This window comes from Candidatus Binataceae bacterium, assembly GCA_035650475.1.
Lineage (GTDB): Bacteria > Desulfobacterota > Binatia > Binatales > Binataceae > JAKAVN01.
On record DASRHP010000009.1, the window covers coordinates 288,587 to 315,078 of the forward strand.

Genomic DNA, 26,492 nt, shown 5'->3' on the forward strand with positions numbered 1-26,492 from the left:
CTCTAGGGTTTGGCGATCTGGACCTGTGCGCGTCGCTTGCGTGCACGCCGGGCATGCCGACGCTCTCGCAGGTAGTTGTCGAGCGTGCGCCAGGGCCGGGTAAACCGCCAGTACCGCGATCTGTAGACCTTTGCCAGTTCCTCGCGTACACGCTCCGCCTCGGCGCGGTTGCGCACCAGTTCGTGGCGCACTTCGGTCAGCGCCACCTGCGTGTGGGCGCGCTCTGTGGTTGTGCGGCTCAACTCCTCGCGCAGCGTGCGCAATTCGCCGTGCGCTTGCGCCAGCTCGACGCGCGTGTTTGTCAGCTCGGCCTGTACGGCTGTCAGCTCGGCCCGCACGCCGGTAAGCGCGGCCTCCGCGCTCGCGAGTCCGGCGTCCCTTTGCTCGAGGCTGGCGCGGGCGGCCGTCAATTCGTCGCGCGCCCGCGTAAATTCATTTCGCGCCTGTTCCAGCGCGGCTCGCAGCCTTGCGTTTTCCAGCCCCACGTTTCTCACCCGTTCGAGCCAGCACGCGGACACGAAAGAATCGTATGGCGCGAGCTCGCGCCGCACACCGTCGAGAATTTCCTGCGCCCGATTGCCGGAGTCGTTCTCCTGTTCGAGCGCTCTGTAGGCGGCGACGATCCATTTGCGCAGCGGGGGCGCAAAATCGTTGAAGCGCGTGCTCTGGTGATGGCGTAGGTCGTCCTCGAGGAAGTCCGTGACGGCAGGGCCCGCTTCATCGTAGGATTTCGGCCAAGTGACGCCGAGGGCGCGGGCTACACGCAGCCACTCGGCCCGCCAGTCGCGCAGAAGATTGCCGTAGCGCAGCGTGACCCGCGGCAGGGCGCGCGAGTTGCGCTCGGCCTCCAGGAGGTAGCGCAGCCACAGCAGCCCGCTTTTGCCGGCGGCGAATCCGTTGCGCGCTTCCAGCGATTGCGCGACTTCCGCCGGGTGCCGCAGCACGCGTAGCGCCCGGACAGACACCGCGAGCCGCTCAAGCATCGGCAGCCACAACGGCAGCAAGCGGCAAAGCCGCGGGTCTTTGACGCCCCACAGCGGCGCCGTGATCAGATCCCGCCTGACTATCTCCGTCAATTGTTCGCGGAAGGGCCTCACGCGCCGGTCATGTTCCCATTCGTCGGGAAGCGGGCGCGGATCGTCCCACGAGGAATCAAAGGCCGCCATCAGTTCGTCGTGGATTGCCACGATCTCGGCATGCTCGAAATACCCCTTGGGCTGGGTCGAATCCTCGGCCATCAGATAAGGCCCCAGGTTGACCCCAAGCGCATGCAGGCATCCGGTGACCGCGGAGGTGCCGCTCCGATGCATCCCGAGGACCAGGATCGCCGTGCTTTCAGCCATCCGGACTGTTCACCGATCGCGCGACGGTTCCGACTGCCTCGGGGTGCGCCGCAGGTCGCGCAGCGCGCTTCCGAAGCCGTGGGCAAAGCGATGATAGTTGCCTTTGAACAGCTCGCGCGCGACGTGCGGGAGGCGCTCCAGGCGCCGTTCGGGCAAACCGAGGCGCACCCTGGTGTGATTCTGCCATTCGTCGAGGAAGGCGGCGATTCGGCGATTTCCGCCATTGGACAGGCGCTCCCGCACCGTTTTCAGCAGTTCGTCGTCGGCCATCATCACGGGATCTCTCCCGTTCGAGTGAGCTCCCGGGTCGTGCTGGGCATGTTTACTGAGGACCAGCGACAGCTTGAGCAGATCTCCGAAAGCGGGAGGCAAAATTTGCAGATAAGAGCGCAGCCGGCGGACCGCCATTCCATTGCCGTTGCCCAAAGAGCTTTCGAGGCCGTTTAGCCGGTACCAGGCCAGCGCCTTTGGCACTACCTTGAGGCGCAAATTCGCGAGCACAGCCTTGGTCAAAAATTCCCAGTCATCGCACTGTCGCCAGTCGTCGGCGGCGAAGCCGCCAACTCGTTGCAGAATCTCTTTGCGTAAAAAGATGACGCCCTGACCGTAGTAATTGCGGAAGATTCCAGGAATCGTCGCGGGTCCGAGAAACGGCTGCCAGCCGCAACCGGCGCCGTCAACAGGCGGGCTGTCACCGGTGTACAGGTCGAGGAACGAGGTCAGGATATCCGCATGCGTGCGCTGGAAGACTCCGTACAGAGTTCTGACCAGGTCCGGCTTTGCGACCGTATGTTCGTCGAGGAAAATCAGGCAGTCCCCGCGGGCCGCCGCCGCAGCCGCATCGCGCACGTTTTCCGCAGATCCCAGCCGCCGGCAAATCGTACGCAGTCTCGGCCCCTCGCCCGCGCTCTCCCCGCGTGCCAGCTCGATCTCGCTGTCGGAACCTCCGCTGGGGACAGCGAGGATGATCTCGAGGTTTCGCCAGGACTGGGCCTCCAGGGCGCCTAACGCCACGCGCAGCGATTGCGGGCGCGACGGCTGGGTCAGACAAACGCTGATGAGGGGCTCGCGCGACTCGATCGCACATTGAGCGTCATCCGCCGCTTCCGGCCGCAACTGATTGTGCCACGCGACCCATCGCTCACGGTTCTCCTCAGGGTCGACAGCCGGTCGCGCGGGTGCCACACCTTCGCGCAGCGCGATACGCAGACGCTGTGCAAGCGCAACTGGATCCAGAGGAAAAGTCACCCGCTCGACGTCCTCGGCGGCGATCGCTTCCGGGATTCCACCAGAGCGGGCAGCGATAAGCGGAATGCCGGCGCTGAGGCATTCGAGGACCGTGTTGGGAAGGTTGTCCACCAGCGAAGGGATCACGGCCAACCGTCCGCCTTCGCGCAGCAGCTCGAGCGCGCCCTGTTGATCACGGTCGGAGACAATCCGCCAGGCGAACGGCCAATGCCGGGCACGCTCCTCGATGTAGCTGATTGCGTCGCGGCCGGCGACTAGCGCGCATTTGCCCAGAAAGCTCACTGTGAAGCGCGGCGCGTTCATGCTGACCAGAAGGTCGAGGGCGTCACAAAACAGCGCGAGGCCCTTACGCTCTTCCAGTCGCCCGAAGAAGGTCAGCCCTGTGATTGGCTGCGGGGCCAACTCCGTGCCGCGCTCACGCCAGACGCTCCATAGCTCAGGCGAGAGGACGTATTGCTGGACGTAGGTGGCTTTCGGCAGACGCCATCCGTTGGCGCGCATCCAACCCAGCAGGTAGCGGCTGGGGCTGACGACCACGTCGGCCAGCGCGACCGACTCGCGCTCCATGAAATCGATCTCGGGCTCGTCGACGGTGTGCGGCAGCTCGCGATTGACCTCGCGAATCCAGGATATCGGGCTATGCACGCCGACGCAGATCAGCGTGTTGGCAAAAGCCAGACCCTGATGCTTGGCGAGCACGCTGTAATAGCCGTGTCCCAGCAGTTCGGGGAAATGAACCACGTCAAAGTCGCGGACTTTCAGCCACTGGTAGGCATCGAGCGCGATGGCGATACTTTGCGGGCTCCTGGTCAGGCGCGAGGCGGTCGGCAGAGGGCAGAATTGGATGCCGCGCTCGCGGTAGTACGCCTGCCATTCGGCAACGGTGCCGCTCTCGCACCAGGTGCCGAACAGATAGAGCAGGGTGACTTGGTGGCCGGCTTCGGCCAGCGCGCTGGCCAGAGCAGAATAGCCGGTCCCGATACCGCCATTGCGAGATGGGCCGCGCAATTCGTAGCTTGCGATGCAGATGCGCGCGCGGCCGGGGGGCCATGCCTGCCAGGACTCGTTGAGCGGGAGGTTGGGGAAGTCCGACATGAGCTTGTTGCGCCGCCGTTTCGCAGCACTCAGGGTACTTTACGGTACACGGCCTGGAAGGTATTGACCGTCTTTGTCAGCGAAGCATCGCTCCGCCAGCAGTAGCGGGTAAAACACCAGAGCAGGGGAAACATGAGCGCTTTGCCAAGCCGGCTGCGTTTCTCTTCCAGGTACTCCCACACGATCCAACCCAGCGTTTGTGCGATCGTATGAGTCGGATAGATCGCGAGCACCTCGAGACCGCTGTCTGTTCCGAGCTTGTACATCCCGGTGTGCGTGTAGCGGCGGAAATCGCCGGGGCACGGATGAAACGGCTGCAGGAACGGAACCGCCACCATCAGGTGGCCGCCGGGGCGCAACACCCTGACCATCTCACGCATCACCGGCTCGGGCGCTTCCACGTGCTCAAGCACCGCATTGCATAAGATCGAGTCGAACTCGGCCGTTCTGAACGGCATCCTCTCTAGCGGTCCGATAAGTGCGCCCGGTATTTCCGAAGCGATGTCGTAGTTGACGACTTCGGTTGCGCCGAACGCCTTCAGCGTCTCGGTGATGTCGCGGTTGCCACAGCCAGCGTTCAATGTTCGTCCGCTGAAATAGGAACTCATGGGTTCCAGCTCCTGTTCCAGCGGCTGAAAGTGAATCGGTCCGACGCGCGCAAAGCGTTGCTTTTTTGCCGCGGGCCGGCGGGACGCGAGCAGCGAGGTGAGCGGAGGCGAATCGTCGGCTACAGAGGTGCCGTTGGCGGCGAAGCCGGTCTCGATGATTGCCTCCGACAATGGTGATGACTGCTTTTCAGCAACGTTCTGGGCTTCCAAGATGAAACTCGCTGAGTCACTGTGTTGGACGGGCAGCCCCCTCCGGTTCGCCCCTTTAACACCGGCACCCACAAGGCGGTTCGGAAGCGAGACCAACCCGCTCTCCCCATCGCCGCATACTTCTTGCCGCTAGCCCTACGAGCCAACGGGCGATCAATTGCGGCGCAGGTGCGAGCTTAGGCTATCGGGTTTCAAGTTGTAAAGGGAGTTTGAAGTTGCAAGAAACAACTAACAGAAACTCAAAGTAGTTCGCGCTGCAAACATAGCCCGGTTTCCGGAAAATTTGCTCACAATAGCCCAACTTGGAGAACGATCGTCGTCTGGACCGCCAATTTTTTCCAAGTTGGAGACGTGGACGGAAGCCGTCAGACAGTATTCCGTGCAAGGTCTGACAGCGCGGCGGCGAGCAGGTCGATCTCGCGCGCGGTGGTCCGCGGCGAGAACGAGATGCGAAAACCGTTGGGCTCGCCCGGCGGGCGAAACGGCTTGATCGCCACGCCATGGCGCCGCTCCGCCGCTTCCGCCAGCGCCGCGGAGCTTTGCGAATCGCCGAGCGAGTAGGCGAGGATGCCGGGGGCGTGCGGTCCGTCCCATCGCACCCGCCGATAGAGCCGGTCGAGCCGGCGGTCTATCTCGTTGCGCATCCGCGCCATCGCGGCGACGCGCGCGCGGAACTCGGCCGTGTGGGTGCGGCACGCTTCGGCGAGCCCGGCGAAGAGCGCGCAGTTGATGCTCCCGCTTTCCAGCGCGGCGCCGCCCGGGCGCGGATGACCGCTCCAGGCGAGCGGGCTTCGACTGACGAACTCGTCGCTGGTCCACAGCCCGCCCGTGCCCATCGGGCCGAACAGCCATTTGTGCCCGGTGAACGCGTAGGCGCACGCCCGGGTCGCGCGCACGTCCACTGCGACCTGGCCCAGCGCCTGCGCGCCGTCCACCACGTACGGCACCTCGCGCGCGGCGAAGATCTCGCCCGCCTCCTCGACCGGCAGCACGCGGCCGTTTTTGTAGGAAACGTGGGAGAAGACGGCGAGCGCGGGGCGGCGTCTGGCCACCAGCGCGTCCACCAGTTCGAGAAACTCAAGCGGCGAGCCGGCGACGACGCGCTCGACTTCGATCCCGCGTGCGGCGAGGCGACCGAGCGGCAACTCGACCGCCGGATGCTCCTGGTCCGAGGTCAGCACCAGATCGCCGGGCTTGAGCGTTGCGCCGAGCGCACTGATCGCGAGGTTGAGCGCGGTCGACGAATTGGGCAGCAGCGAGACGCCGCCCGTTTGGCCGGCGCCGAGCGCCGCGAGCGCGGCGCGCCGGCAATCCTCGAGCACCGCCTCGTACATGCGCCAGCCGTCCTCGCTGAAGAGGAGCTCGGCGTACTCGCGCTCGATCGTTCGCATTCGGCGCGCGACGGCGGGCGTCGGGCGCGCGAGCCCGGCGTAATTGAAATAGGCCTCCACCTTGCGCGGACCCATCGCTACGACGTTGAATTCGCACTGAGCGCGCCGGCGACGTCCTCTCCCGCCGGCGGCCCGCCCCAAATTCCGCGGCACAGCGCGTAGGCGGGCCACACTGCGGCCGCGAGCACGATTGCGATGATGAAATCGACGCGGGCGCCGCCGTGCGCGAGCGCAAGGCTGAACGTCGCGAGCCAGGTCACGGTCGGCGCGAGCACGACCAGCCATAGCGCGGGCGTCCCGCCGCCGATCACGAACAGCCCCTCGCGCGCTGGATGCAGCCGGCGCAACCGCACCAATGCGCCCAGCTCAAGCATCAGCGCGCCCATATAAAAGAACACGTCGAGCACCACCAACGCGGTAAAGCCGAGCGGAACGAGCAGCGTGAACAGCACGCAGCAGGCGAAGATCGAGCGCCCCGGGGTTTCGGTAGCGCGCCACAGCTCGGCCAGCGACGGCGGCAGATAGCCTTCGCAGGCCAACACGTACGGCATCCGCGACACCCACAGCATCGCGGCCTCGAAGATCGCGAACGACGAGACCGTGCCGCCGAGCGCGAGTGCCCCGCCCAACAGCATCCCGCCCATCCGGTAGCCCTCTTCGGAGAAAAATCCGGTCTCCCACTTCGCGCCGCCATGGGCGCCGGAGAGCGAAACGCCGAGCGGCAGCAGATATCCGAGCACCACCAGCGGCAGCGCGATCCCCAGCGCGCGCAGATAGGTGCGGCGGGCGTCGCGAATCTCGCCCGCGACCACGCTGGCGTTCTCCCATCCGCTGAAGTTCCAGATGACCACGCTCAGCCCGGCGCCAAGGGCAGTGGCGAAGTCAGGGCCGAAGAGCCGGCCGGCGGGCGGATGCCAATGGAGCAACCGGCCGAAGCCGACCGCGACCAGCGCCGCAAACGGCGCGCTCAGCAGCGCCATCAGCAGGATCGACACGTTGCCGGTCGGGCGCACGCCAAGAAAGTTGAGCAATCCGGCGATCCAGACCAGCGCTATTCCGACCGCGAGCTGGCCGCCGCCGCCAAGCGGGTAGAGGAAGGCGAGATAGGCGGTGAAAAGAACCGGGTAGATCGCCATATCAACCACAGTGTAGAGGAGCGTCAGGTAGGCCTCGGCGAAGCCGGCGAACGGCCCGAAGGCCTCCTTGACCCAGAAGTAGAAGCCGCCCTCGACGGGCATTAGCGCATTGAGCTCAGCCGCCATCAGCGCCGTCGGCAGGCTCAGCATCAGCGGCACCATCAGGCACAGCAGCAGGGTCAGCCGTGGCCCAGCCATCCGCACTGCGTCCTCCATCCCGTAGGCACCGCCGCTAACGATCAAATAGATCACGCAGGTGAGCGCGAGCAGCCCGAGCTTGCGCGTCCCGGTCGCGCCGGACGCCGAGGATAGCCTGGGCGCGGAAGCATCCCCTTTTGCGCTGGAGAATGCCGCGGAGCTGCTGGACGTTGCCATAGAGGCTACGCTGTAGTCGAGCGGGTTAGCCGGCACAAGGCGCGGGGATTGCGCGTCGGCAGGCGTGCGGGCAACATTTATAAGCTGAGCCGGTATCCGTATAGTAGTAGCATCCTGTCCGCTGAAGGCCGGCGCTGACAATCAAACCCACTGTGTTAACTGCGAAGCAATCGGTCCCCGCTGACAAATCAAAGTTGGCAAAATTTCCGCGGTTGCCGGCGCTTATCGCCGCGCTGGCGTTGGCCCTTGCGGGATGTGCCCGTGTGGGTGCGCGGCCCAAGGGGCCTCCGGCGGCGGTCGTCCTGATTCCGCGGTCGTCCTTCGGCGGCCGGCCCGCGGTCGAGATTCCGGAGCAGGCCAAGGCGATGGGCGCGTTTCTCCAAGCCGAGGTCGCCACCGAGAACGGTGACCGCGCCAAGGCGCTGGAGGCGCTGGAAGAGGCGGTGCAATACGACCCGGGCAACGCCACGCTGCGCGCGACGCTGGCCACGATGTACATCCGCAACGGCCGCCTGCAGGACGCGCTCGCCCAGATCAACGAGGCGCTTAAGCTGGAGCCCGGCTTCGCCCGCGCCCATCTGCTGGCCGCCGGCATTGACACCGCGACCGGCGACGACGCCGGCGCCGAGCAGCAATACAAGGAAGTGCTGCGGCTGCGGCCCAAGAACCAGGAGGCCTACCTGTTCCTGGGCACGCTGTACGCCAATCGCGGCGACTACGAGCAGGCGCGCAAGACCTTCGAGAAGCTGATCGAACTCGATCCGCAATCGTTCCTGGGCTACTACTACGCTGGGCGCACGATGCTGGCGGCGAAGGACTATCCAGCCGCCGAGCGCTATTACAAGCGCGCGCTCGAGCTCAATCCGCAGTCTGAACTGGCGCTGCTCGACAAGGGGTCGCTGCGCGAGGCGCAGGGCAAGCGCGACGACGCCGTCGCGATCTACAAGAAGATCCTCCAGCTCAATCCCGACAACGACCGCGCGCGCAAGCGCCTGGCCGAGCTGTACTTCGCCGCTCACGCTTCGGCCGAAGCGCCGGTTTCGCAGGCGCCGGCGCCGGCGAAGATCGAGATCAGCCCGAGCGATACGCGGACCAAGATCGGCCTGCTGTACTTCGAGCGCGGCGACTTCGAGCGCGCGGCCACCGAGTTCAACCTGGTGCTCGGCGCGCAGCCCGACAACTACCGCGTCCACTACTACCTTGGCACCGCCTACAGCGAGATGAACGAGTTCGGCAAGGCGGCGGCCGAGTTCGACCAGGTTCCCGCCGACAACGTCCATTACGTCGAGTCGCGCCTTCAACTGGCCTACATCTACGATAAGCAGCAGGACTACGACCGCGCGCTCGGCGCACTCCGCCAGGCGCTCGACAAGAAGCCCGACAACGCCGAGATCATGCGTTTCATGGTCGGGGTGTACGAGGAAAAGAAGGACTACCCGCCGGCGATCGAACTGGCCAAGAAGATGGTCAGCCTCGAGCCCAACAACGACAAATACCACTTCACGCTCGGCGCGCTCTACGACGAGACCAAGCAGAAGCAGCTGAGCATCGCCGAGATGCGCAAGGCGATTTCGCTCAACCCCGATAACGCCCAGGCGCTCAACTACCTCGGCTACACTTACGCCGACGCCGGCGAACGCCTCGACGAGGCCGAGAAGCTCATCCGACGCGCGCTCAAAATCGAGCCCGAGGACGGCTTCTACATCGACAGCCTGGGCTGGGTGTATTACCGCAAGGGCGATTACAAGAAGGCGGTCGAGCAACTCGAGAAGGCGGTCAACCTGACTGGCGACGATCCCACGATCACCGAGCATCTGGGCGACGCCTACGCGCGCCTGGGGCGCTACACGCAGGCCGGCCAGCAGTACGAAGACGCGCTCAAACGGACCAAGGATCCTCAGCAAGCCGCGCAGCTCAAGCGCAAACTGCAAGCCCTGCGCAATGTCGGCAGCGCGAGCCATTGAGCGGGCACGCCGCGCGCTGCGCGCGGTTGTCGGCGTGGCCGCCCTCGGCGCGCTGGGCCTGCTGGCCGGATGCGCGCTGACGGCGCCCGCGCCGCCCGCGCTCGGCGCTCACGCCTCCGCCGCGCTCAAGGCGCTCGCCGCGCGCGAGGGCTCGTTGCGCTCGATGCAGACCGGGGCCGTAATGGAGTACAGCGCCGCCGACGGCCATCATTTCAAGACTCACGAAGAGCTTGCTCTGATGCGCCCAGCGAGCCTGCGCGTCGAGGCGCTCTCGCCTTTCGGGGCAACTATGGTGCTGGCGGCCAATGACGCGGGCCGCCTGATGATCTTCGACCCGGCGCACAACACGATGCTGGCGGGCGAGGCCAACGCGGCGACGCTCGCGCGCTACGTCCGGATCCCGATGGCGCCGGCGGAGGCGATCGATCTCCTGATGGGCCTGGCGCCGGATCCCGCCGAACTTGCCACGGCACCGGACTCGAGCGCCGAGGAAGACGGGATGACCGTGCTGGGCTGGCGGCTCAATGACGGCGGCACGCGCGAGTTGGGCTTCGCCGGCGGCGAGCTCGGAATGGTGCGCGAGCGCGACGGCGCGGGCGCGCGCCGCTACGAAGTACGCTACGCCGACTGGCGCGCCGCGGGCAACGTCAGTTTCCCGCACAAGGTCGAGGCGCAGTTTCCCACCAGCCGCATCACGCTGCGCTACGAGGCGCCCGCGCTCAACACCACGCTGCCCCCCGCGCTCTTCGTCCTGACGCCGGGGCCGGCGACCAAGCAGATTTCGATCGACGCCGGCGCCGGAGCGGGAGCGGGATCGGCGGGCTGAGTTGCAGCGGTGAATCCGCAGAAGAGCCGGCGCTTCGCGCTTGCGCTACTGCTTGGTGCGACGCTCGCGCTGGGCGCGGTGGCCGGATGCCGGGTTGAGCGGCCGTCCAATCAGCACGAACGCGAGCAGATTCTCTACTCCGCGACCACCAGCGACCCGCGCACGTTCAATCCCATCCTGGTCACCGACTCGGCCTCGGGCGACGCCGTCGGCAACCTGTTCGAGGGGTTGGTCAGGATTAATCCGTTGACCAATCTGCCCGAGCCAGGCCTGGCCGAGAGCTGGCAGGTCAGTGAGGGCGGCAAAGTGGTGACCTTCCATCTGCGTCACGGCCTAAAATGGTCGGACGGCCGGCCGCTGACCGCGCACGACGTGGTCTTCACGATGCGCGTGATCTACGACCCGCACGTGCCCAACAGTGTCCGGCCGACGCTGCTGGTGGACGGCAAGCCGATCAAGGTCGAAGCGCTGGACGATTACACCGTGCGGATGGCGATGCCGCGGCCGTTTGCGCCGCTGCTCTACTCGATTGGCTTCGACATCATCCCGGCGCACGTGCTCGGGCCGGCCTTTGAGGCCGGCCGCTTCAACCAGGCCTGGAGTATCGACACGCCGCCGTCAAAGTTGGTCGGCCAGGGGCCGTACCGGATGACGCAGTACGTGCAGAGCCAGTACGTGCGCTTCGCGCGCAATCCGGATTACTGGATGCGCGACGAAAACGGGCGGCCGCTGCCGCGGCTGAACGGCCAGACCCTGCTCATCGTGCAGGATCAGAACGCCGCCTACCTGCGCTTTCTCTCCGGCCAGATCGATGTTTACACGCCGCGGCCCGAGGAGGTCGTCGATCTGCGCGAGCGCCAGAAGCGGCTCGGCATTACGCTCAAGCGGATCGGCATCGATACCGGTTCGCTGTTCTTCGCCTTCAATCGCAATCCGCGCCACTACATCCACAATGGCGTCGTCGATCCGCGCTACCGCTGGTTCACCGACATCCGCTTCATGCGTGCGCTCGCCCATGCGGTGGACAAGCAAGGGATGATCAACCTGTGCTTCCACGGGCTCGCGGTGCCGGCAGTCTCCGATGTCTCACCCGCCAACAAGGTCTTTCATAATCCCAATCTCAAGGATTACGACTACGACCTGAAGGAAGCGGCCGGGATTCTCGAGGCCGCGGGCTACCACCTGATCAGGCCCGGCGTGCGGGTCGATCCGCAGGGCCACCGGCTCGAGTTCAACCTTACCACCAACACCGGGGTCAACGTGCGCGACCAGATGTGTGCGATCTTCAAGCAGGACCTCGCCAGCCTCGGCATCAAGGTTAACTACCGCCCGCTGGAGTTCACCACCCTGGTCGAGAAGCTCGACTCGAACTACGACTGGGATGCGGTGCTGATCGGTTTCGGCGGCGGCGGCGTCGAGCCGAACAACGCGGCCAACTTCCTGCGCTCGTCCGGCAATCTGCATCTGTGGTATCCGCACGAGCCCCAGCCGGCGACCCCATGGGAAGCCGAAATCGACCGCCTGCTGGATGAGGGCACGACGGTGATGGATCCGCTCAAGCGCGCGCCTTACTACTGGCGCATCCAGCAGATCCTGCACGACGAGCTGCCGATCATCGAAACCGTGCGCCAGGTGCATTACCAGGCGTGGAAGAATTCGCTGCGCAACTTCCAGCCCACCGTCTGGGGCTTCTACAAGCCCGAGTGGATCGAGTTCACGCCCGACTGAGCGCGCGCGGCCCGATGGCTAATTTCCTGGTCAAGCGTCTGCTCAACATGATCCCGCTGATCATCGGGATCACCTTCCTGTCGTTCCTCGTGATGTCGCTGGTGCCGGGCAACTTTCTTTCCTCGCTCAAGCTCAACCCGTCGATCTCGCCCGAAGTGATTCGCCAGATGGAGGCGCAGTTTGGCCTGGACCAGCCCCTGATGGTGCGCTACGGCAAGTGGCTCTGGCAGGTGCTCCATCTCAACCTCGGAGTCTCGCTGACCTACCGCGTTAACGTGACCTCACTCATTGCCGCGCGCGCGCTCAATACGGTGATTCTCGCCGCCGCTAGCATGCTGTTCGCCTGGCTGGTGGCGATTCCCATCGGGATCGTGGTCGCGGTCAGACAAAACTCGATCTGGGACCGGGTGCTGTCGTTCCTCGCGTTCTTCGGGATGTCGGTGCCGAATTTCTTCCTTGCCTTCCTGATGATGTATCTGGCGCTGCGCACGGGATGGTTCCCGGTGGGCGGCACTTACTCGGTCTATTACTCGAGCCTCGGCGAATGGGGCCGTTTAGCCGACCGCCTCAACCATCTCATTCTGCCCGTGCTGGTGCTGGGCACGGCCGGGATGGCGTCGTTGATGCGGCTGATGCGCTCGCAGATCCTGGAGATCAAGAACTCCGAGTTCGTCCGCACGGCGCGTGCCAAGGGGCTGTCCGAGCGGGTGGTAATCTACAAGCACGTGCTGCGCAACGCGCTCAACCCGTTTGTCACGCTGGCCGGCTACGGGCTCGCCGACCTGCTGGGCGGCGCGGCGCTGGTCGAGGCGGTGATGAATCTCCAGGGGCTGGGACTGCTGCTGCTCGACGCCGTGCGCTCGCTCGACATCTACCTGGTGATGGGCTCGGTGCTGATGGGCACGGTGCTGCTGCTGGTGGGCAACCTGCTGGCCGATATCGCGCTGGTCGCGGTCGATCCGCGCGTCGATTTTTCCTCGCTCAGTGCGGAGTGATGATGACGGCGGAACCGGCGACAATTGCCGCAACCCGCGGCGCCGACGGCGAGCCGGCCGCGCGCCCGTCGCGCGTGCGCGCCTTTGGCGCCGCGCTCGCGCGCGAGTGGCGGCTTGCGCCGTGGGTGGTGCGGCTGTCGGTAATCTGCCTGCTGCTGTTTTATTTCCTCGCCGCCGCCTCGCCGTTCGTCGCGCCCTACGACCCGACGCAGCAGTACCGCAACCTGCCCGATTGCCCGCCGATGCGGCTGCATCCAGCGCCGCCCGCCGAGTGGCGGCGCGGCTTCTTTTTTGCCTATCCGATGCGGATGGTGGATTCGGAGGCGCGGATTTTCGCACCCGACCGCACGCGCAAGACCTACGTGCGCCTGTTCCATCGCGGCCACCTGTTCACCACCGATTCGGCGGCCGAGCCGGTTTTCCTGATGGGCAGCGACGGGCTCGGCCGCGATCTGTTCTCGCGCATCGTGTACGGCGCGCGCGTCAGCATGTGCGTGGGACTGATCGGCGTCGCCATCAGCTTCTCGCTCGGTATCGCGGTCGGCGCGTTCTCGGGCTATGTCGGCGGGCTGGCCGACAACCTGATCATGCGCTGGTCGGAGATCGAGATGTCGCTGCCGTCGTTCTACTTTCTGCTCGCGCTGGCGGCGGTGATCCCCTCGGGCGTAAGCACGGTGATGACGTTCTTCATGATCGTAGCGATCATGAGCTTCATCAGTTGGGCCGGCTTCGCGCGGATTATCCGCGGGATGGCTGCCTCGGTGCGCTCGCGTCCCTACGTCGAGGCGGCGCGCGCGCTCGGCGCCTCGCGCCGGAGGGTGCTCCTCCACCACGTTATTCCGTCGGTGCTCGGCTACGCGATCGTCGCCGCGACGCTTTCGATCCCCGGTTTCATCCTGGGCGAGAGCGCGCTCTCGCTGCTCGGCCTGGGAATCCAGGAGCCAGCGGCGAGTTGGGGTAATCTGCTCGCCCAGGCGCAGGACGTGCAAAGTCTGGCGCGCTACCCGTGGATTCTCATCCCGGGCGTGTTCATCTTCCTCACGGTGATGGCGTTCAACTTCATGGGCGACTACCTGCGGGACCGCCTCGACCCCGGCCAAATCCGTTAACCCGTAAGGCCGTCGGGAGGCGTCGGCGGGCAGCTTGGTCACGCGCCGTACTTCTTGCCGAGCGCGTCGAGCTCGGGCGCACCGAGCAGGTGCAGGACTTCATCGAACGCCTTGCCCTGGCCCTCGCGGCGCACCGCGCCGGTCTGTTTGAGCTCGACTAAGATTTCGCGGACGCCGCGGTAGTAAGCGAGCAGCGTGCCGCTGTAAATGGTCAGCTTGAAGCCGTAGCGCGCGAGCTCCCCCGCGGGCATCAACTGGCCGTTGTACAGCAGGGGCAGGTCGCCGAGGCGGCGGGCGTAGGTTTCAAGGTCGTCGCGCGTGCGGATGCCGTCGACGAAGATGAGGTCGGCGCCCGCCTCGCGGTAGGCGCGGCATCGGCGCTCCGTATCCTCCCATCCGTTGACCGCCAGCGCGTCGCTGCGCGCGATGATCACCACGGCGGGGTCGCGCCGCGCCTCGCACGCCGCGCGTACCTTGGGCACCATCTCTTCGATCGCGATGACCTGCTTTCCGGCGAGAAAGCCACAGCGCTTGGGCCATACCTGGTCCTCAATATGGAGCGCCGCCGCCCCCGCGTCTTCATACTCGCGCACCGTGCGCCAGACGTTGAGCGGATTGCCGTAGCCGGTGTCGGCATCGCAGATCAGCGGCACATCGACCGCGCGCGCGATCGCGCGCACGTTGTCAACCATCTCGCTCATGGTCAGCAATCCAAGGTCGGGATAACCGCGCGCGGCGGCCGTTCCGAAGCCCGTCATGTACACCGCGTCGAAGCCGAGCTGCGCAGCGACCTTGGCCTGCAGGGCGTCGTATACGAACGGCGCGAGCACCATCGCCGGGCCCTCAAGCATCGCACGAAGCCGCGCTGCTCTTTCGCCCATCGCGAGTTCCTCCCTTGGATTGAGGGATGCAGCGAACCTAGGTCCCGGCGGCGAGGATTGTCAAACCTCTGGCGGGAGCGCGATGCCTGGCGCTCGGCAGAGCTGCGAACGACTTGGCCGCCCGCCTTTTCGGCAAACGACCGGCTCGCTAGGAGGCTTGCGAGTTTCGTTGAGAGCGCCCGACGCTCGGCGCGGAATGCTACTTGCTCGCCGCGGCTGGAGCCGGGGCGCTCTTGTCCGCAGCCGCAGGGCTCCGAATCGCGAGCAGCTGAAGCGCCGTGCCGAGGTCGAGCTCGGCGTACTTGCGATCGGAGTAAAGCTCGTCGAGGCGTTTCACCGCCTCTTCCGGCTTCTGCTCCGACATCGCCAGCTCGTGCGATAGCTGGTGAATGATCTTGTCGGCGCCCTTCCAGTGAAACAGGCTGGCGGCCGTCGTCAGGATGTTGAGCTTGCCGACGCTGACCTGCATCGCGTCGCTGTAACCATTGACGTAACCGGCCTTGGCCGACGCGTTCAGCTGGTTCCAGTACGTTCCGTTGTGATCGAAGCTGGGTGCGGCGAATACTCCCGCGCAGCTCAGCATAAAGCCAACCACCACACCCGCTATGAACTTTTTCATCTGAGAGACCCGCTTCCGGCTAACAGCCCCGCCACTCCACAACCCCGCGATCTTCTATCAGATCGCTGAGCAGGATTGAATACGAGCTTCGCGGGATGCCATCATGTCCAGTGGCTGGCGCCCCGGGAGCCCCGGATGGCGATTTACGACCGAGTTCTGTCCTTCATCAGGATGCCCAAGGCTGAGCACTTTGAGGCGCTTGCGCTTGAGGTTTTTCGCCATCAATTCGACTCCGTCGCTTCGTATAGAGAATTTTGCCTGAGTCAGGGCGTACGTCCCAACGGCGTGAAATCGCTCGCCGATATCCCGGCGCTCAGCACGGCCGCCTTCAAATACGCTGAGCTCAGCGACTCGGTTTCGGTTGCGGAGGATAGCGGCATTGCGGAATCGCGCGTTTTTATGACCAGCGGCACGACCGCCGGGCGCAACACTCGTGGCCGCCATCGCGTGCCCCGTCTCGATATCTATCACGCCTCGGCTCTCGCGCATGGCGAGCGGATGATGTTTCCCGACGGCGCGCGGATGCGGATGCTCAGCCTTCATCCGACCGCCGAACGGATGCCGGAGTCGTCGCTAGGCCAGATGATAAGCTGGTTCATCGAGCGCTTTGGCGCCGGCGCGGCGCTCTGTGTTGCCGACCGCGCCGGGGTTGACGCCGCTGCGGCGGTGGAGTTCCTGCGCACGGTGCAGCGCGACGCCGAGCCGGTGTGCGTGATGGGCACGACGGCGGCCATCGCCGAACTATTCGCGGAACTGGACGGACGCGGCGAACGGCTTGCACTCGCGCGCGGGTCGCGCCTGATGGACACCGGCGGCGCCAAAGGCCAGGCGGTGCCACTGGCTGCGGATGAGGTTATCGCGCGGGCGCACGCAATGCTCGGGATCGAACCGGCGCTGGTGATCAACGAATACGGCATGACCGAGATGTGCTCGCAGCTCTACGACGCGACCCGGTTCAACTCGCGCCGCGACGACGCGCCTGGCGCGCGCCGCAAGTTGGCGCCCCCATGGCTCGCTGTGTCCGCGGTCGATCCGGCGACGCTCAGGCCTGTGCCCGACGGCGCCACAGGCCTGCTGCGATTCTTCGATCTGGCCAACGTCGGGTCAGTGTCGGCGATCCTGACCGGCGATCTGGGCGTGGTCGAGGCAACAACAGTGAGGCTGCTCGGACGAGCCGCCGACGGCGAGGCGCGCGGCTGCGCGCTTGGCATCGAACAGTTCGCCGCCCGCGAAGGCTGAGTTTTGAGGCGCGCGCCCGCGCAGATGAATTCCATTGCATCGCCGTCCGGCACATGCCGGCGCCAGCGGCCGCCGAGCCCTTCTGATGGCGCTTCGCCTGAGCCGTCGGGGCGCGGCAGCGAAGCAGCCGCCGCGATAGATGCTGCCGCCGAGCGGCTGCGAGGCGTCGTGCGATGCGCACCGTCGCGTGTAGCCGCGGCGCTCGCTGCCAACGCCGAGCTGTGGCGCGCGCGCGCGTTTGCGTCGCGGCGCGAAACCGTCGCGACCATCGCCGCGACGTCCGGTATGGCGCCGGCCCTGCTCGATGAGTCGCTCGATGCGCTGCTCGCGCCGCTGAGCCGCGCGGCGCTTGAGACGCGAGCGGCCGAGGTGCCTTCGACCTCGCGCTTGTATGGCTTCGTGATGGCGGGCAACGTGGCGGGAGCGGGAATCCACGAGCTGTGCGCCGCGCTACTGGCCGGTGCGCGCGTGATCGTCAAGCCGGCGAGCGCGGAGCCGGTCTTTTTCGCAAATTTTATCGGCACGCTGCGCGACATCGATGCTCGGGTGGGCGCGTTGGCCGAACCGGTGCAATTCGGTCGCAGTGATACCGCCGCGATGCGTGCGCTGTGGGCGCGGTGCGATGGAGGCATCGTCGCCTACGGCGATGACGCCTCCATCGCTGCCCTCGGCGCGGCGCGTGAGGACCGCGCCTACCTCGGCTTCCCAAGTCGGCTGAGCGGCGCGCTGGTGATGGCCGATGTGGTCGCGGCGCCGGCGGCCGCCGACGCGGTGGCGGCCGCGCTGGCGCGCGACGTGACGTTGTTCGAGCAGCGGGGATGCCTCTCGCCGCATCACGTCTTCGTCGCGGGCCGGGCAGGCGCGGGCGCGGCGCGTGGCTTGGCCGCGCGCCTCGCCCGCGCGCTGGAGGTGCTGGCGCGCCGGTTGCCGCCGGCGCGCCTCCCGCTCGAGGCGGCGGCGGCGATTCGCGCGCAGCGCGAGCGCGTGCGTTGGCGCGCGCTCGCGCTGCGCGGCGCGGCTCCCGCCTCGCCGACGCCGGACGACGAGGCCGTCGCCCTATGGGAGGGCGACGGCCTCGGATGGACCGCCATCTACGACCGCGACGCCGGTTTTTGTCCGTCGCCCGGTTACCGCACCGTCGTTGTGAGCTGGCTTGAAGACCTCGCTGAGCTGGGCTCGCGCCTGGGTGCGGTCGCGGGTCGGCTGGAGGCATTTGCGCTCGTTGCGCCTCCAAACCAGCGTAAGGAGCTCGCCTCGACGCTCCGTGCCTTGGGCGTCTGGTACGTCTGCGAGCCCGGGCAGATGCAGTCGCCGCCACTGGATTGGCCGCATGGCGGCGACGCCTTCATCGAGATGTTGCGGGACGCCGCACGATGAGCGAGTTGCGCGAGGCTTTTCTTCGCCATCTGGCTCAGACTTCGCCGCTGCCTATCGGCCTGGAAATCGCGCGCGCGGAGGGTTCCTGGCTCTATACCAGGGACGGGCGCCGCTATCTCGATTTGATCGCGGGCATCGGCGTGGCCGCCCTGGGCCACGGCCATCCTGCGGTGCTCGAAGCGATCGCGAGGCAGGCGCGCCGCCATCTACACGTGATGGTTTATGGCGAGTACGTGATCGAGACCCAGGTGCGGCTAGCCGAGCGACTGGCTAACCTGCTGCCGTCGGGGCTCGGCCGCGTGTACTTCACCAACAGCGGAGCGGAGGCAATCGAGGGCGCGCTCAAGGCTGCGCGCAAACACACCGGCCGTGCGCGCTCGATCGCCTTCGACGGCGCTTACCACGGCGACACGCTGATGGCGCTCGCGCTGATGGGAAATCCGGCGTTCCGCGCGCCGTTCGAGCCGCTGCCCGGTCCTGTCAGCCATCTACCGTACGGCGACATCGCCGCGCTGGAGGCGATCGATTCGACCGTTGCGGCAGTGGTCATCGAGCCTGTGCAGGCCGAGGGGGGTGTGCGGATTCCGTCGGTTGAGTTCATGCGCGCGTTGCGTGAACGATGCGATCGGACGGGCGCGCTGCTGATATTCGACGAAGTTCTCACCGGATTCGGCCGCACCGGGCGGCTGTTTGCGATGGAGCATTTTGGCCTCGTGCCTGATATCGTGGTGCTGGCCAAAGCGCTCGGGGGCGGGCTGCCGCTGGGGGCGTTCTGCGGAAGCGACCAGATTATCGGCGCGCTCGCCGACAATCCGCCGCTGGGCCATATCACGACCTTCGGCGGCCATCCGCTGTCCTGCGCCGCCGGCCTCGCCGCACTGGAGGTTATTGTCGATGAACGGCTGTGGGAGCAAGCGAGCGCGATCGGGGATCGGCTGGGACGCGGCTTGCGGCATCTAGTTAGCTCGAGGTTGGCCGAAGTGCGCACAATCGGCGCACTGCTGGGGATTGAGTTCGCCACGGCGGCCGCGGCGCAGAGCTTCACGCACGCGGCGCTGGCGCGCGGCGTAGTCGTCAACTGGACGCTCAACGCGGAGTGCGTGGTCAGGTTGGCGCCGCCGCTCACGATGAGCGCGCAGGAGGCGGATTTCGCCATCGAGACGATGAGCGCTGCGCTTGAAGCATCTCGCGCCATCGGCAAAGCTAGTGGGTGACCTTCCGGGGGGGGTATGGCCACAGCCCAGGTTGTTGCAGCCAAAGAGCCCGGCGCCGAGCAGCCGCAGACCGGGGCCGTACTGGCACCGCGCCGCCCGGTCGCCGCCGACCGCCGCGTACTGCTCGAAATCGACCACGACGCCGAGGCCATCAGCACGCTGAAGGTCGCGGGACCGATCGCGATCCTCTTCATGCTGGCTTATGCCGTGCTGTACACCCTGCTCGGCGGCGGACGCCGTCCGTTGACGGTCTATCACTACGCGGCTTTCGCGCTGATCACAGCGTTCTTCGGAATCACCTGGCTCAGGGAATTTCGCAAGCGCTGGAAGGTCTGGACGCTGCTGTGCTGTGTCGTCCTGATCGCGTTGTTCATCAAGATCGCTTCGCTCGAACGCAACTTCGAGTTGGCGTTTATCGCGATCGTGCTGTGCCCGTTTGCAACCGCCGCCTTCGTGATGTGGGGGCCGCGCTGGCAGGCGCTGCTGAATCTCGGATGCCTGGCGCTGTTTGCCGCCGCGGCGCTCGCGGTTCCCTACCGCGATGAGTACACGCTCTACCGATGGCTCGGCTTCATCGCGGCGCTCGTCCTGTCGTGGTTCACGGCGTTGTTCCTCGATCGCTACCGCGGCAAGTTGCGCGCGCAGATGGAACAGTTGGCGGCGGCGGCCAAGTTCCGCGAGCGCCAGATCGGCACCATGACCCACGACATCCGCAACCCGCTCGCGACTCTGGTCGGGCTGGTTACGCTGCTCGAAGAGGACGAGCTCAGCGAAAAGGAAACCGCCCATCTGCTGGCTCGCGTCGGCTCCACCGCGCGCGCGCTGGACCTGCTGGTCAAGAACGTCCTCGACATGTACTTGCTTGAGGAGGACAACCTGACGCCCCATCCGCGGATCGTCGATCCCAACACCATCGTGCAGGAGGTCGCCGACGTTTACGGGCGTGAGGCGCGGCTCAAGGGGCTGCGGATGCGCACCGAGCTGGGCGGGATGCCGCGCGGCAGCCTCGACCCGCTGCATCTGGAGCGAATCGTCGCCAATTTGCTGAGCAATGCGGTCCAGCGCACTGAGACCGGCGAGGTCGTCCTACGCACCTTCCTTAGCGGGGATAAGGTAATAATGGAAGTCCAGGACACCGGCCAGCAGCTCAGCAGCGAGCAGTTCGCCCATCTTTTCGAGCGTCCGGTGCAGGATCGCCAGGGCATGGGCTCCTCGGCCTGGAAGCTCTACATCGCGCGCGCGCTGACCGAGACCAACGGTGGACAGGTGAGCGCGCGCTCGCACGTCAATCGTGGCCTGACACTGATCGCCGAGCTTCCGTTCTGGGAATCCTGAGCCGCGCTCCGCGTAGGTGCGCGAGCGTTCGGTTGCGCAAGCGGTCTCTTGGCCGGCCCGCTTTGACCCCCTCGGCGCGCGTATAGTAAAGCGAGTCATTCCAGGTGATTTGAGCGGAGTCGCATCAAAAAGAGGCGCAGTCGCGACTCGCCAAGCGCCAACCGGGAGGCTCGCGCGTGCGTTACGGCTTTGTGATCGACCAGAACCGCTGCATCGGATGCCACGCGTGCACGGTCGCCTGCAAGGAAGAACATAACGTCGCCGTCGGCGTCTTCCGCACCTGGGTCAAATACATCGAGAAGGGCGCCTTTCCCGACGTGAGCCGCCACTTCGGCGTGATGCGCTGCAACCATTGCGAGGCGGCGCCGTGCGTCGAGATCTGCCCGACCCGCGCGCTGTTCCGGCGCGACAACGGGATCGTCGATTTCGACAACAGCCGCTGCATCGGATGCAAATCCTGCATGCAGGCCTGCCCCTACGACGCGCTCTACATCGACCCCAACACCGAGACCGCCGCCAAGTGCAACTTCTGCGCGCATCGCGTCGAGCGCGGGCTGGAGCCCGCCTGTGTCATCGTATGCCCGACCCAGGCGATCATGACCGGCGACCTCGATGACCCGCAAAGCCGAGTCAGTCGCATCGTCGCGACCCAGAAGGTCGCCGCGCGCAAGCCGCATAAGGGCACCCGGCCCAAGCTCTTTTATGTCGGTATCGATGGTGACCTCTTGCAGCCTTCAATGATGCGGCCCGAGGCGAGCGCGATGTGGGCCGACCATAACCCGGCGGGCGACGAACGCCCGCCCACCGACGAAGACGGCTCCGCGGTCCCGGGCGGCGCGCGAATCGTGTACGACGTCGCGCGCGCGGCGCCATGGGGCGCAATTCCGGCCGCCTACCTGTGGACCAAGTCGATCGCCGCCGGCGCGCTACTGGTTGCGGCGATACTGCTCGGATGGAGCGGCGGCGCGAGCGCCACGACGCTGCTCGCAGTCGCAAGCCCGCTTGTGGCCCTGGGCTTTCTCGCAATCACGGTTGTCCTGCTGATCGTCGACCTCACGCAGCCGTGGCGATTCTACTATCTGCTCACCCGACCGAACCCGCGGTCATGGCTGGTGTGGGGCACCTGGATCCTGATCATCTACGGCGCGCTCGGCGCGGCATGGCTCGCGTGCGGCCTGCTGCTCAATTCGATTCCGCCGATGCTGGCGCTCATAAGCGCGCTCTTCGCGATTTGCGCCGCGTGCTACACCGCGTTCCTGTTCGCACAGGCCAAGGGGCGCGAGCTCTGGCAGAGCCCCGTGTTCGTCTGGCACCTGCTGGTGCAGGCTCTGATCGGCGGCGCGGCGATTGTGGTCGTGGCCGGTGTTACGCTCGGCGCTGACGACACGTCGGTTTTCCTCGGCGCGCGCATCCTAGCCGGCGCCCTCGCGCTCGGGCTGGTGATGGTCCTGGTCGAGCTCGCGCTGCCGGCGATGAGCGAGGACTTTCGCCGGGCCGCGGACCTGATCTCGCGCGGCGCGCTCAGCGCGCGCTTTTGGCTGGCGGTCGTCGGGCTCGGGACGATCGTGCCATTGGTTCTTATCGGGGTAGGACTGGGATGGCGCAGCCCCGCGCCGATCGCCGCCGCCGCGCTGCTCGGCCTTGCCGGGCTGTGGGTGTTCGAAAATATCTGGATCAAGGCGGGCCAGGCGGTGCCGCTGAGCTAGGAGAAATGGCCCCCGCATCCAAAGATATGCTCCCGCTCAATCCGGAGGCCGCCGGCCTCGAAGCGCCCGTCGGCGGGCTCGATGCGTTTCCTCCGGCCGAGCGATGGGAGGACTGGGTCGAGTTCGACCCTGCGGCATGGCCGCGCAAGGTCGAGAAGCACTACACGCTGGTGCCGACGGTCTGCTTCAACTGCGAGGCCGGATGCGGCCTGCTCGGATACGTGGACAGGCGCGACTTCTCGGTGCGCAAGTTCGAGGGCAATCCCGCCCATCCGGGCAGCCGCGGACGCAATTGCGCCAAGGGGCCTGCGACGGTCAACCAGGTCAACGATCCCGAGCGGGTCCGCTACCCGCTGCGCCGCGCGGGGGCCCGCGGCGAGGGCAAGTGGAAGCGCGTCACATGGGACGAGGTGCTCGACGATCTCGCCGCGCGCATCCGCAGCGCGCTGGTCGAGGGGCGACACAACGAGATCGTCTATCACGTGGGCCGTCCGGGCCACGAGCTGATCTATAACCAGCGCATCCTCCACGCCTGGGGCATCGACGGCCACAACAGCCATACCAACATCTGCTCGGCCGGTGCGCGCACCGGCTACGCGTTCTGGCACGGCGCCGATCGCCCGTCGCCCGACCATGCCAACGCCCGCTTCATCCTGCTCCTGAGTTCGCATCTCGAAGCCGGCCACTACTTCAATCCGCACGCCCAGCGGATCATCGAAGCCAAGGCGCGCGGCGCCAAGGTGTGCGTGATCGACACCCGGCTGTCGAACACGGCGACCAAGGCCGACTGGTGGCTTTCGACCTGGCCGGGCAGCGAAGCGGCCGTACTGCTTGCGATGTGCCAGGTGATAATCCGCGAGCGGCGGTACGACCGCGAGTTCCTCCGCCGCTGGGTCAACTGGGAGGAGTTCCTGCGCGAGGAGTATCCGGGCCGCCCGCAGACCTTCGATACGTTTCTCGAAGTCCTCGACCAAATTTACGCCGAATACACCCCTGAGTTCGCCGCGCGCGAGTCGGGCGCCTCGGCGGAGACGATCGTGGAGGTCGCGCGCGCCATCGGCGACGCGGGCTCGGCGCTCGCCGCCCACGTCTGGCGCAATGCGGCGGCGGGCAACCTTGGAGGATGGCAGGTTGCGCGCGCGCTCGAGCTCCTGGTCGTGCTGATGGGCGCGGTGGATGCGCCGGGCGGCACCGCGACCAATGCGTCGAACAAGTTCATCCCGGCGCCGCCGCTGATGCCGCCGCCGCCTCGGCGCTGGAACGAGCTGATGTGGCCGCGCGAGTTTCCGCTGGCCTTCTTCGAGATGAGCTTCCTGCTGCCGCACTTCCTCGCCGACGGCCGCGGCAAGCTCAGCGCCTATTTCACCCGCGTCTATAACCCGGTGTGGACCAATCCCGACGGCATGAGCTGGATCGAGATGCTCACCGACGAACGCAAGATCGAGCGCCACGCCTGCCTGACTCCGACCTGGAGCGAGACCGCGTGGTTTGCCGACTATGTGCTGCCGATGGGCCACGGGCCGGAGCGCCACGACCTGCTCAGCCAGGAGACCCATGCCGCGCGCTGGATCGGCTTTCGCCAACCGGTGGTGCGCGTCGCACTCGAACGCGCCGGCAGGCGCTTCGCCACGACCTGGGAGGCCCATCGCGAGGCCGGAGTTGGCGAAGTCTGGGAAGAGGACGAATTCTGGATCGAGCTTTCGTGGCGAATCGATCCCGACGGCGGGTTGGGGATCCGCAAGTACTTCGAGTCGCCCTACCGTGCCGGCGAAAAGCTCACGCTGGAGGAATACTACCGCTGGATCTTCGAGAACAGCGTGCCGGGATTGCCCGCGGCCGCCGCCGCCGAGCGGCTGACGCCGCTCGATTACATGCGCAAGTATGGCGCGTTCCTGGTCGAGCAAGGCGCCTACCGGGCGCATGAGAAAGAGCTTACGCCCGACGTCCTCAAGGGTGCGGCGGTCGATGCGCAGACGCGCGTGATCACGCGCGGCGGCGCCGCAATCGGTGTCGAGATCGACGGTCGCCCGTACGTCGGCTTTCCGACTCCCTCGCGCAAGCTCGAGCTCTATTCGCGCACGCTCAAGGAATGGAAGTGGCCCGAATACTCACTTCCGACGTACATCCGCAGCCACGTCCATCGGGAAAATATCGATCGTGAGCGCGGCGAGATGCTGCTGCTGCCGACCTTCCGCCTGCCGACGCTGGTGCACACGCGCTCGGGCAATGCCAAGTGGCTGTATGAAATCTCCAACCGCAATCCGCTCTGGATGCATCCCGAAGACGCCCGGCGCTTCGGTGTGAGGACCGACGACTTGCTCAAGGTCGCCACCGAGATCGGGTATTTCATCGACAAGGTATGGGTTACCGAGGCGATCCGCCCGGGCGTGATCGCGTGTTCCCATCACCTGGGCCGCTGGCGGCTTCAAGAGGAAATCGGCGGCGAGCGCTGGTCAACGGCGTTAGTGGAACTGACGCGCAAGGGGGAGGGCGCCTGGGCGATGCGCCAGGTGCACGGCGTGCGGCCGTTCGAAAGCGACGATCCCGACTCGCGCCGCATCTGGTGGCAGGATGCCGGCGTGCATCAGAACCTCATCTTCCCGGTGCAGCCCGATCCGATAAGCGGCGCGCATTGCTGGCACCAGAAAGTCACTGTCAGCCGGCCCGGACCCGACGATCGCTACGGCGACATCCGCGTTGACACGCGCAAGGCGCACGAAGTGTACCGGCGATGGCTCGCGATGACGCGGCCGGCGCCCGGTCCGGGCGGGTTGCGCCGCCCGCTATGGCTGGCGCGCGTCTATCGTCCGGCGCCCGAGGCGTTCTACATCACAGAGAGCGGCTGATGGACCGCTGGTTGCGCACACTGGCGGCCGCCGTGGGCTCGGCCGGAGTGACGGTCGCATTCGCGTGCAAACCGCCCGCGCCACTTGCCGAGAATACCGCGCCGCTGGTCAGCGAGACCGAGGTTGTGATGTACGAGCCCTCGGTTCCGTCCGGGCCGCATGAGAAGGGAGCGTGCTGGAGCAGTTCGATCGCGGTGCTGAGAGCGGGTGCCTGGCGATGCACCGTGGGCAACCTGATCCACGATCCTTGCTTCAGCATTCGGGCGCTCCATCGGGCCGTCGTGTGCGGCGCCGACCCGGCGACGGCGAAGCCGGGCTTCGTGATGGAGCTGGCCAAGCCGCTGCCCGACGCCGACCTGTCGGCGCAGGTGAAACCCGAGCCGTGGCTAATGCGGCTGGCCGACGGGACGGTGTGCGAGAAAATGACCGGCACCGTTGCTGATATTGACGGCGTCGCAGTGCCGTGGGGATGCAACGATTCGCGCGCGAACCCGAGGCCGGGCGAAGACGAATACTACAGCGGTGTGCTTGAAAACCTGCGCCGAGGCAAAGTCTGGATGGCTAACAAGGTCAGGTACGCGCCGACGCGCGATCCCGCGCACCCGCTCAGGGTGCTCAAGCGCCAGACCGTCGCGGTGCGCACGGTCTGGGAGTGACGAAGCTCGCCGCTGGGGGGACAGGCGGGCGCGATAGATTACAATCCACTGCCGACACGCGCGGCTATCGCCTGGCTGGCCGTTACTTACGCAGGCGGCGTAGCTGGCGCGGTGTGAGCATCCAGCACAACTGCGCCCGACCGCGTCCGACCCCGTCAGGCAGTTTTAACGCGATAAGCCCGCATTTCTTGAGGTCGATCGCCAGGCTGTTCGCCGAGCCGGTCAGCAGGAGCGAAGCGATCGAGCTCAGCCCCGGTTCGTGGCCGACGATCATCACCTGATCGTGGCGCTCGTAGGATTTGAGCGCGGAGACGGTCTCCGCGGGCGAGACACCCGTGGCGAGCGCGGCAAGCGTCTCAGGCTTCGGCGCGTTCGACCACGCCGCGGCGACCAGCTCGGCGGTTTCGGCAGCGCGCACCAGAGGACTGGTGAGGAGCGCGTCCAACTTGAGCCCGAGTGCGCGCATTCCGACCGCCGCGGCGCGTACCTTGTCGCGCCCGCGCGCGGTGAGCCGGCGCGCGCCGTCGTCGCCGCCCGCCGGCGGCCCGTCCTCGGCGATTCCATGGCGCAGGATGTAGAGAATCATGCGAA

20 protein-coding genes are annotated in these 26,492 nt (G+C 66.4%); 12 read left to right on the forward strand and 8 right to left on the reverse strand.

Annotated features, from left to right (window positions below):
* Positions 1-2: 2 nt before the first annotated feature.
* From VFB33_07630 to VFB33_07650, 5 genes are all read right to left on the reverse strand, one after another.
* Complete coding sequence (locus tag VFB33_07630) at positions 3-1,238, reverse strand: hypothetical protein (protein HZO81553.1); 1,236 nt, start codon at positions 1,236-1,238, stop codon at positions 3-5.
* Positions 1,239-1,352: 114 nt separating this feature from the next.
* Positions 1,353-3,686 carry a glycosyltransferase gene (locus tag VFB33_07635; GenBank protein HZO81554.1) on the reverse strand — a complete coding sequence of 778 codons (2,334 nt, stop codon included), beginning with the start codon at positions 3,684-3,686 and terminating at the stop codon, positions 1,353-1,355.
* Positions 3,687-3,715: 29 nt separating this feature from the next.
* Positions 3,716-4,504 (reverse strand): methyltransferase domain-containing protein, encoded by a 789-nt coding sequence (locus VFB33_07640; GenBank protein ID HZO81555.1) that lies wholly within the window; start codon positions 4,502-4,504, stop codon positions 3,716-3,718.
* Between the two features lie 365 nt (positions 4,505-4,869).
* Complete coding sequence (locus tag VFB33_07645; GenBank protein ID HZO81556.1) at positions 4,870-5,970, reverse strand: aminotransferase class V-fold PLP-dependent enzyme; 1,101 nt, start codon at positions 5,968-5,970, stop codon at positions 4,870-4,872.
* 2 nt (positions 5,971-5,972) lie between these two features.
* A complete protein-coding gene (locus tag VFB33_07650; protein HZO81557.1) occupies positions 5,973-7,406 on the reverse strand; it encodes an APC family permease in 1,434 nt (477 codons plus the stop codon).
* 194 nt (positions 7,407-7,600) lie between these two features.
* On the opposite strand from VFB33_07650, the gene VFB33_07655 reads away from it, so the two are divergent.
* From VFB33_07655 to VFB33_07675, 5 genes are read left to right on the forward strand one after another with little or no spacing between them, the layout of a single operon-like run.
* Positions 7,601-9,370 carry a tetratricopeptide repeat protein gene (locus tag VFB33_07655; GenBank protein HZO81558.1) on the forward strand — a complete coding sequence of 590 codons (1,770 nt, stop codon included), beginning with the start codon at positions 7,601-7,603 and terminating at the stop codon, positions 9,368-9,370.
* A gap of 34 nt (positions 9,371-9,404) precedes the next feature.
* Positions 9,405-10,196: a DUF4292 domain-containing protein gene (locus VFB33_07660; protein ID HZO81559.1), complete on the forward strand. Its 792-nt coding sequence runs from the start codon at positions 9,405-9,407 to the stop codon at positions 10,194-10,196.
* Positions 10,197-10,205: 9 nt separating this feature from the next.
* Entirely contained in the window at positions 10,206-11,924 is a 1,719-nt protein-coding gene (locus tag VFB33_07665; GenBank protein ID HZO81560.1) for an ABC transporter substrate-binding protein, read from the forward strand.
* A gap of 14 nt (positions 11,925-11,938) precedes the next feature.
* Complete coding sequence (locus tag VFB33_07670) at positions 11,939-12,919, forward strand: ABC transporter permease (protein HZO81561.1); 981 nt, start codon at positions 11,939-11,941, stop codon at positions 12,917-12,919.
* 2 nt (positions 12,920-12,921) lie between these two features.
* Positions 12,922-14,028, forward strand: a complete 1,107-nt coding sequence (locus tag VFB33_07675) for an ABC transporter permease (GenBank protein HZO81562.1) — start codon at positions 12,922-12,924, stop codon at positions 14,026-14,028.
* A 38-nt stretch (positions 14,029-14,066) separates the two neighbouring features.
* Here the strand turns inward: VFB33_07675 and VFB33_07680 are convergent, their stop codons facing one another.
* Together VFB33_07680 and VFB33_07685 are read right to left on the reverse strand one after the other, a co-directional pair.
* A complete protein-coding gene (locus VFB33_07680) occupies positions 14,067-14,909 on the reverse strand; it encodes an isocitrate lyase/PEP mutase family protein (protein ID HZO81563.1) in 843 nt (280 codons plus the stop codon).
* Positions 14,910-15,108: 199 nt separating this feature from the next.
* Positions 15,109-15,528: a hypothetical protein gene (locus tag VFB33_07685; protein HZO81564.1), complete on the reverse strand. Its 420-nt coding sequence runs from the start codon at positions 15,526-15,528 to the stop codon at positions 15,109-15,111.
* Positions 15,529-15,663: 135 nt separating this feature from the next.
* Here VFB33_07685 and VFB33_07690 point away from each other — a divergent pair, with 135 nt between their 5' ends.
* The 7 genes from VFB33_07690 to VFB33_07720 all read left to right on the forward strand — a co-directional run bounded on the left by VFB33_07690 (position 15,664) and on the right by VFB33_07720 (position 25,901).
* Positions 15,664-16,767 (forward strand): hypothetical protein, encoded by a 1,104-nt coding sequence (locus VFB33_07690; protein ID HZO81565.1) that lies wholly within the window; start codon positions 15,664-15,666, stop codon positions 16,765-16,767.
* Between the two features lie 24 nt (positions 16,768-16,791).
* Positions 16,792-18,144, forward strand: coding sequence for an acyl-CoA reductase (locus tag VFB33_07695; GenBank protein ID HZO81566.1), 1,353 nt, complete (start codon positions 16,792-16,794; stop codon positions 18,142-18,144).
* The gene (locus VFB33_07700; GenBank protein ID HZO81567.1) at positions 18,141-19,358 is read left to right on the forward strand and encodes an aminotransferase class III-fold pyridoxal phosphate-dependent enzyme; all 1,218 of its coding nucleotides are present in this window, start codon (positions 18,141-18,143) and stop codon (positions 19,356-19,358) included. The genes VFB33_07695 and VFB33_07700 overlap by 4 nt, the downstream gene beginning before the upstream one ends.
* 15 nt (positions 19,359-19,373) lie before the next feature.
* The gene (locus VFB33_07705) at positions 19,374-20,693 is read left to right on the forward strand and encodes a HAMP domain-containing sensor histidine kinase (GenBank protein HZO81568.1); all 1,320 of its coding nucleotides are present in this window, start codon (positions 19,374-19,376) and stop codon (positions 20,691-20,693) included.
* A gap of 176 nt (positions 20,694-20,869) precedes the next feature.
* Positions 20,870-22,399 (forward strand): 4Fe-4S dicluster domain-containing protein, encoded by a 1,530-nt coding sequence (locus VFB33_07710; protein HZO81569.1) that lies wholly within the window; start codon positions 20,870-20,872, stop codon positions 22,397-22,399.
* A gap of 5 nt (positions 22,400-22,404) precedes the next feature.
* A complete protein-coding gene (locus VFB33_07715) occupies positions 22,405-25,245 on the forward strand; it encodes a molybdopterin-dependent oxidoreductase (GenBank protein HZO81570.1) in 2,841 nt (946 codons plus the stop codon).
* Positions 25,245-25,901, forward strand: a complete 657-nt coding sequence (locus VFB33_07720) for a hypothetical protein (GenBank protein ID HZO81571.1) — start codon at positions 25,245-25,247, stop codon at positions 25,899-25,901. Before VFB33_07715 ends, VFB33_07720 begins: the two co-directional genes overlap by 1 nt.
* Positions 25,902-25,983: 82 nt before the next feature.
* Here VFB33_07720 and sixA read toward each other — a convergent pair whose 3' ends face one another.
* Positions 25,984-26,487 (reverse strand): phosphohistidine phosphatase SixA, encoded by a 504-nt coding sequence (gene sixA / locus VFB33_07725; GenBank protein HZO81572.1) that lies wholly within the window; start codon positions 26,485-26,487, stop codon positions 25,984-25,986.
* Positions 26,488-26,492 lie beyond the last annotated feature (5 nt).

Coding starts and splice junctions, on each gene's coding strand:
- VFB33_07670 (HZO81561.1), top strand. CDS start 11,939: ATGGCTAATTTCCTGGTCAAGCGTCTGCTCAACATGATCCCGCTGATC.
- VFB33_07690 (HZO81565.1), top strand. CDS start 15,664: ATGGCGATTTACGACCGAGTTCTGTCCTTCATCAGGATGCCCAAGGCT.
- VFB33_07700 (HZO81567.1), top strand. CDS start 18,141: ATGAGCGAGTTGCGCGAGGCTTTTCTTCGCCATCTGGCTCAGACTTCG.
- VFB33_07685 (HZO81564.1), bottom strand. CDS start 15,528: ATGAAAAAGTTCATAGCGGGTGTGGTGGTTGGCTTTATGCTGAGCTGC.
- sixA (HZO81572.1), bottom strand. CDS start 26,487: ATGATTCTCTACATCCTGCGCCATGGAATCGCCGAGGACGGGCCGCCG.
- VFB33_07680 (HZO81563.1), bottom strand. CDS start 14,909: ATGGGCGAAAGAGCAGCGCGGCTTCGTGCGATGCTTGAGGGCCCGGCG.
- VFB33_07695 (HZO81566.1), top strand. CDS start 16,792: ATGAATTCCATTGCATCGCCGTCCGGCACATGCCGGCGCCAGCGGCCG.
- VFB33_07630 (HZO81553.1), bottom strand. CDS start 1,238: ATGGCCGAGGATTCGACCCAGCCCAAGGGGTATTTCGAGCATGCCGAG.
- VFB33_07645 (HZO81556.1), bottom strand. CDS start 5,970: ATGGGTCCGCGCAAGGTGGAGGCCTATTTCAATTACGCCGGGCTCGCG.
- VFB33_07675 (HZO81562.1), top strand. CDS start 12,922: ATGACGGCGGAACCGGCGACAATTGCCGCAACCCGCGGCGCCGACGGC.
- VFB33_07720 (HZO81571.1), top strand. CDS start 25,245: ATGGACCGCTGGTTGCGCACACTGGCGGCCGCCGTGGGCTCGGCCGGA.
- VFB33_07650 (HZO81557.1), bottom strand. CDS start 7,406: ATGGCAACGTCCAGCAGCTCCGCGGCATTCTCCAGCGCAAAAGGGGAT.
- VFB33_07635 (HZO81554.1), bottom strand. CDS start 3,686: ATGTCGGACTTCCCCAACCTCCCGCTCAACGAGTCCTGGCAGGCATGG.
- VFB33_07715 (HZO81570.1), top strand. CDS start 22,405: ATGGCCCCCGCATCCAAAGATATGCTCCCGCTCAATCCGGAGGCCGCC.
- VFB33_07705 (HZO81568.1), top strand. CDS start 19,374: ATGGCCACAGCCCAGGTTGTTGCAGCCAAAGAGCCCGGCGCCGAGCAG.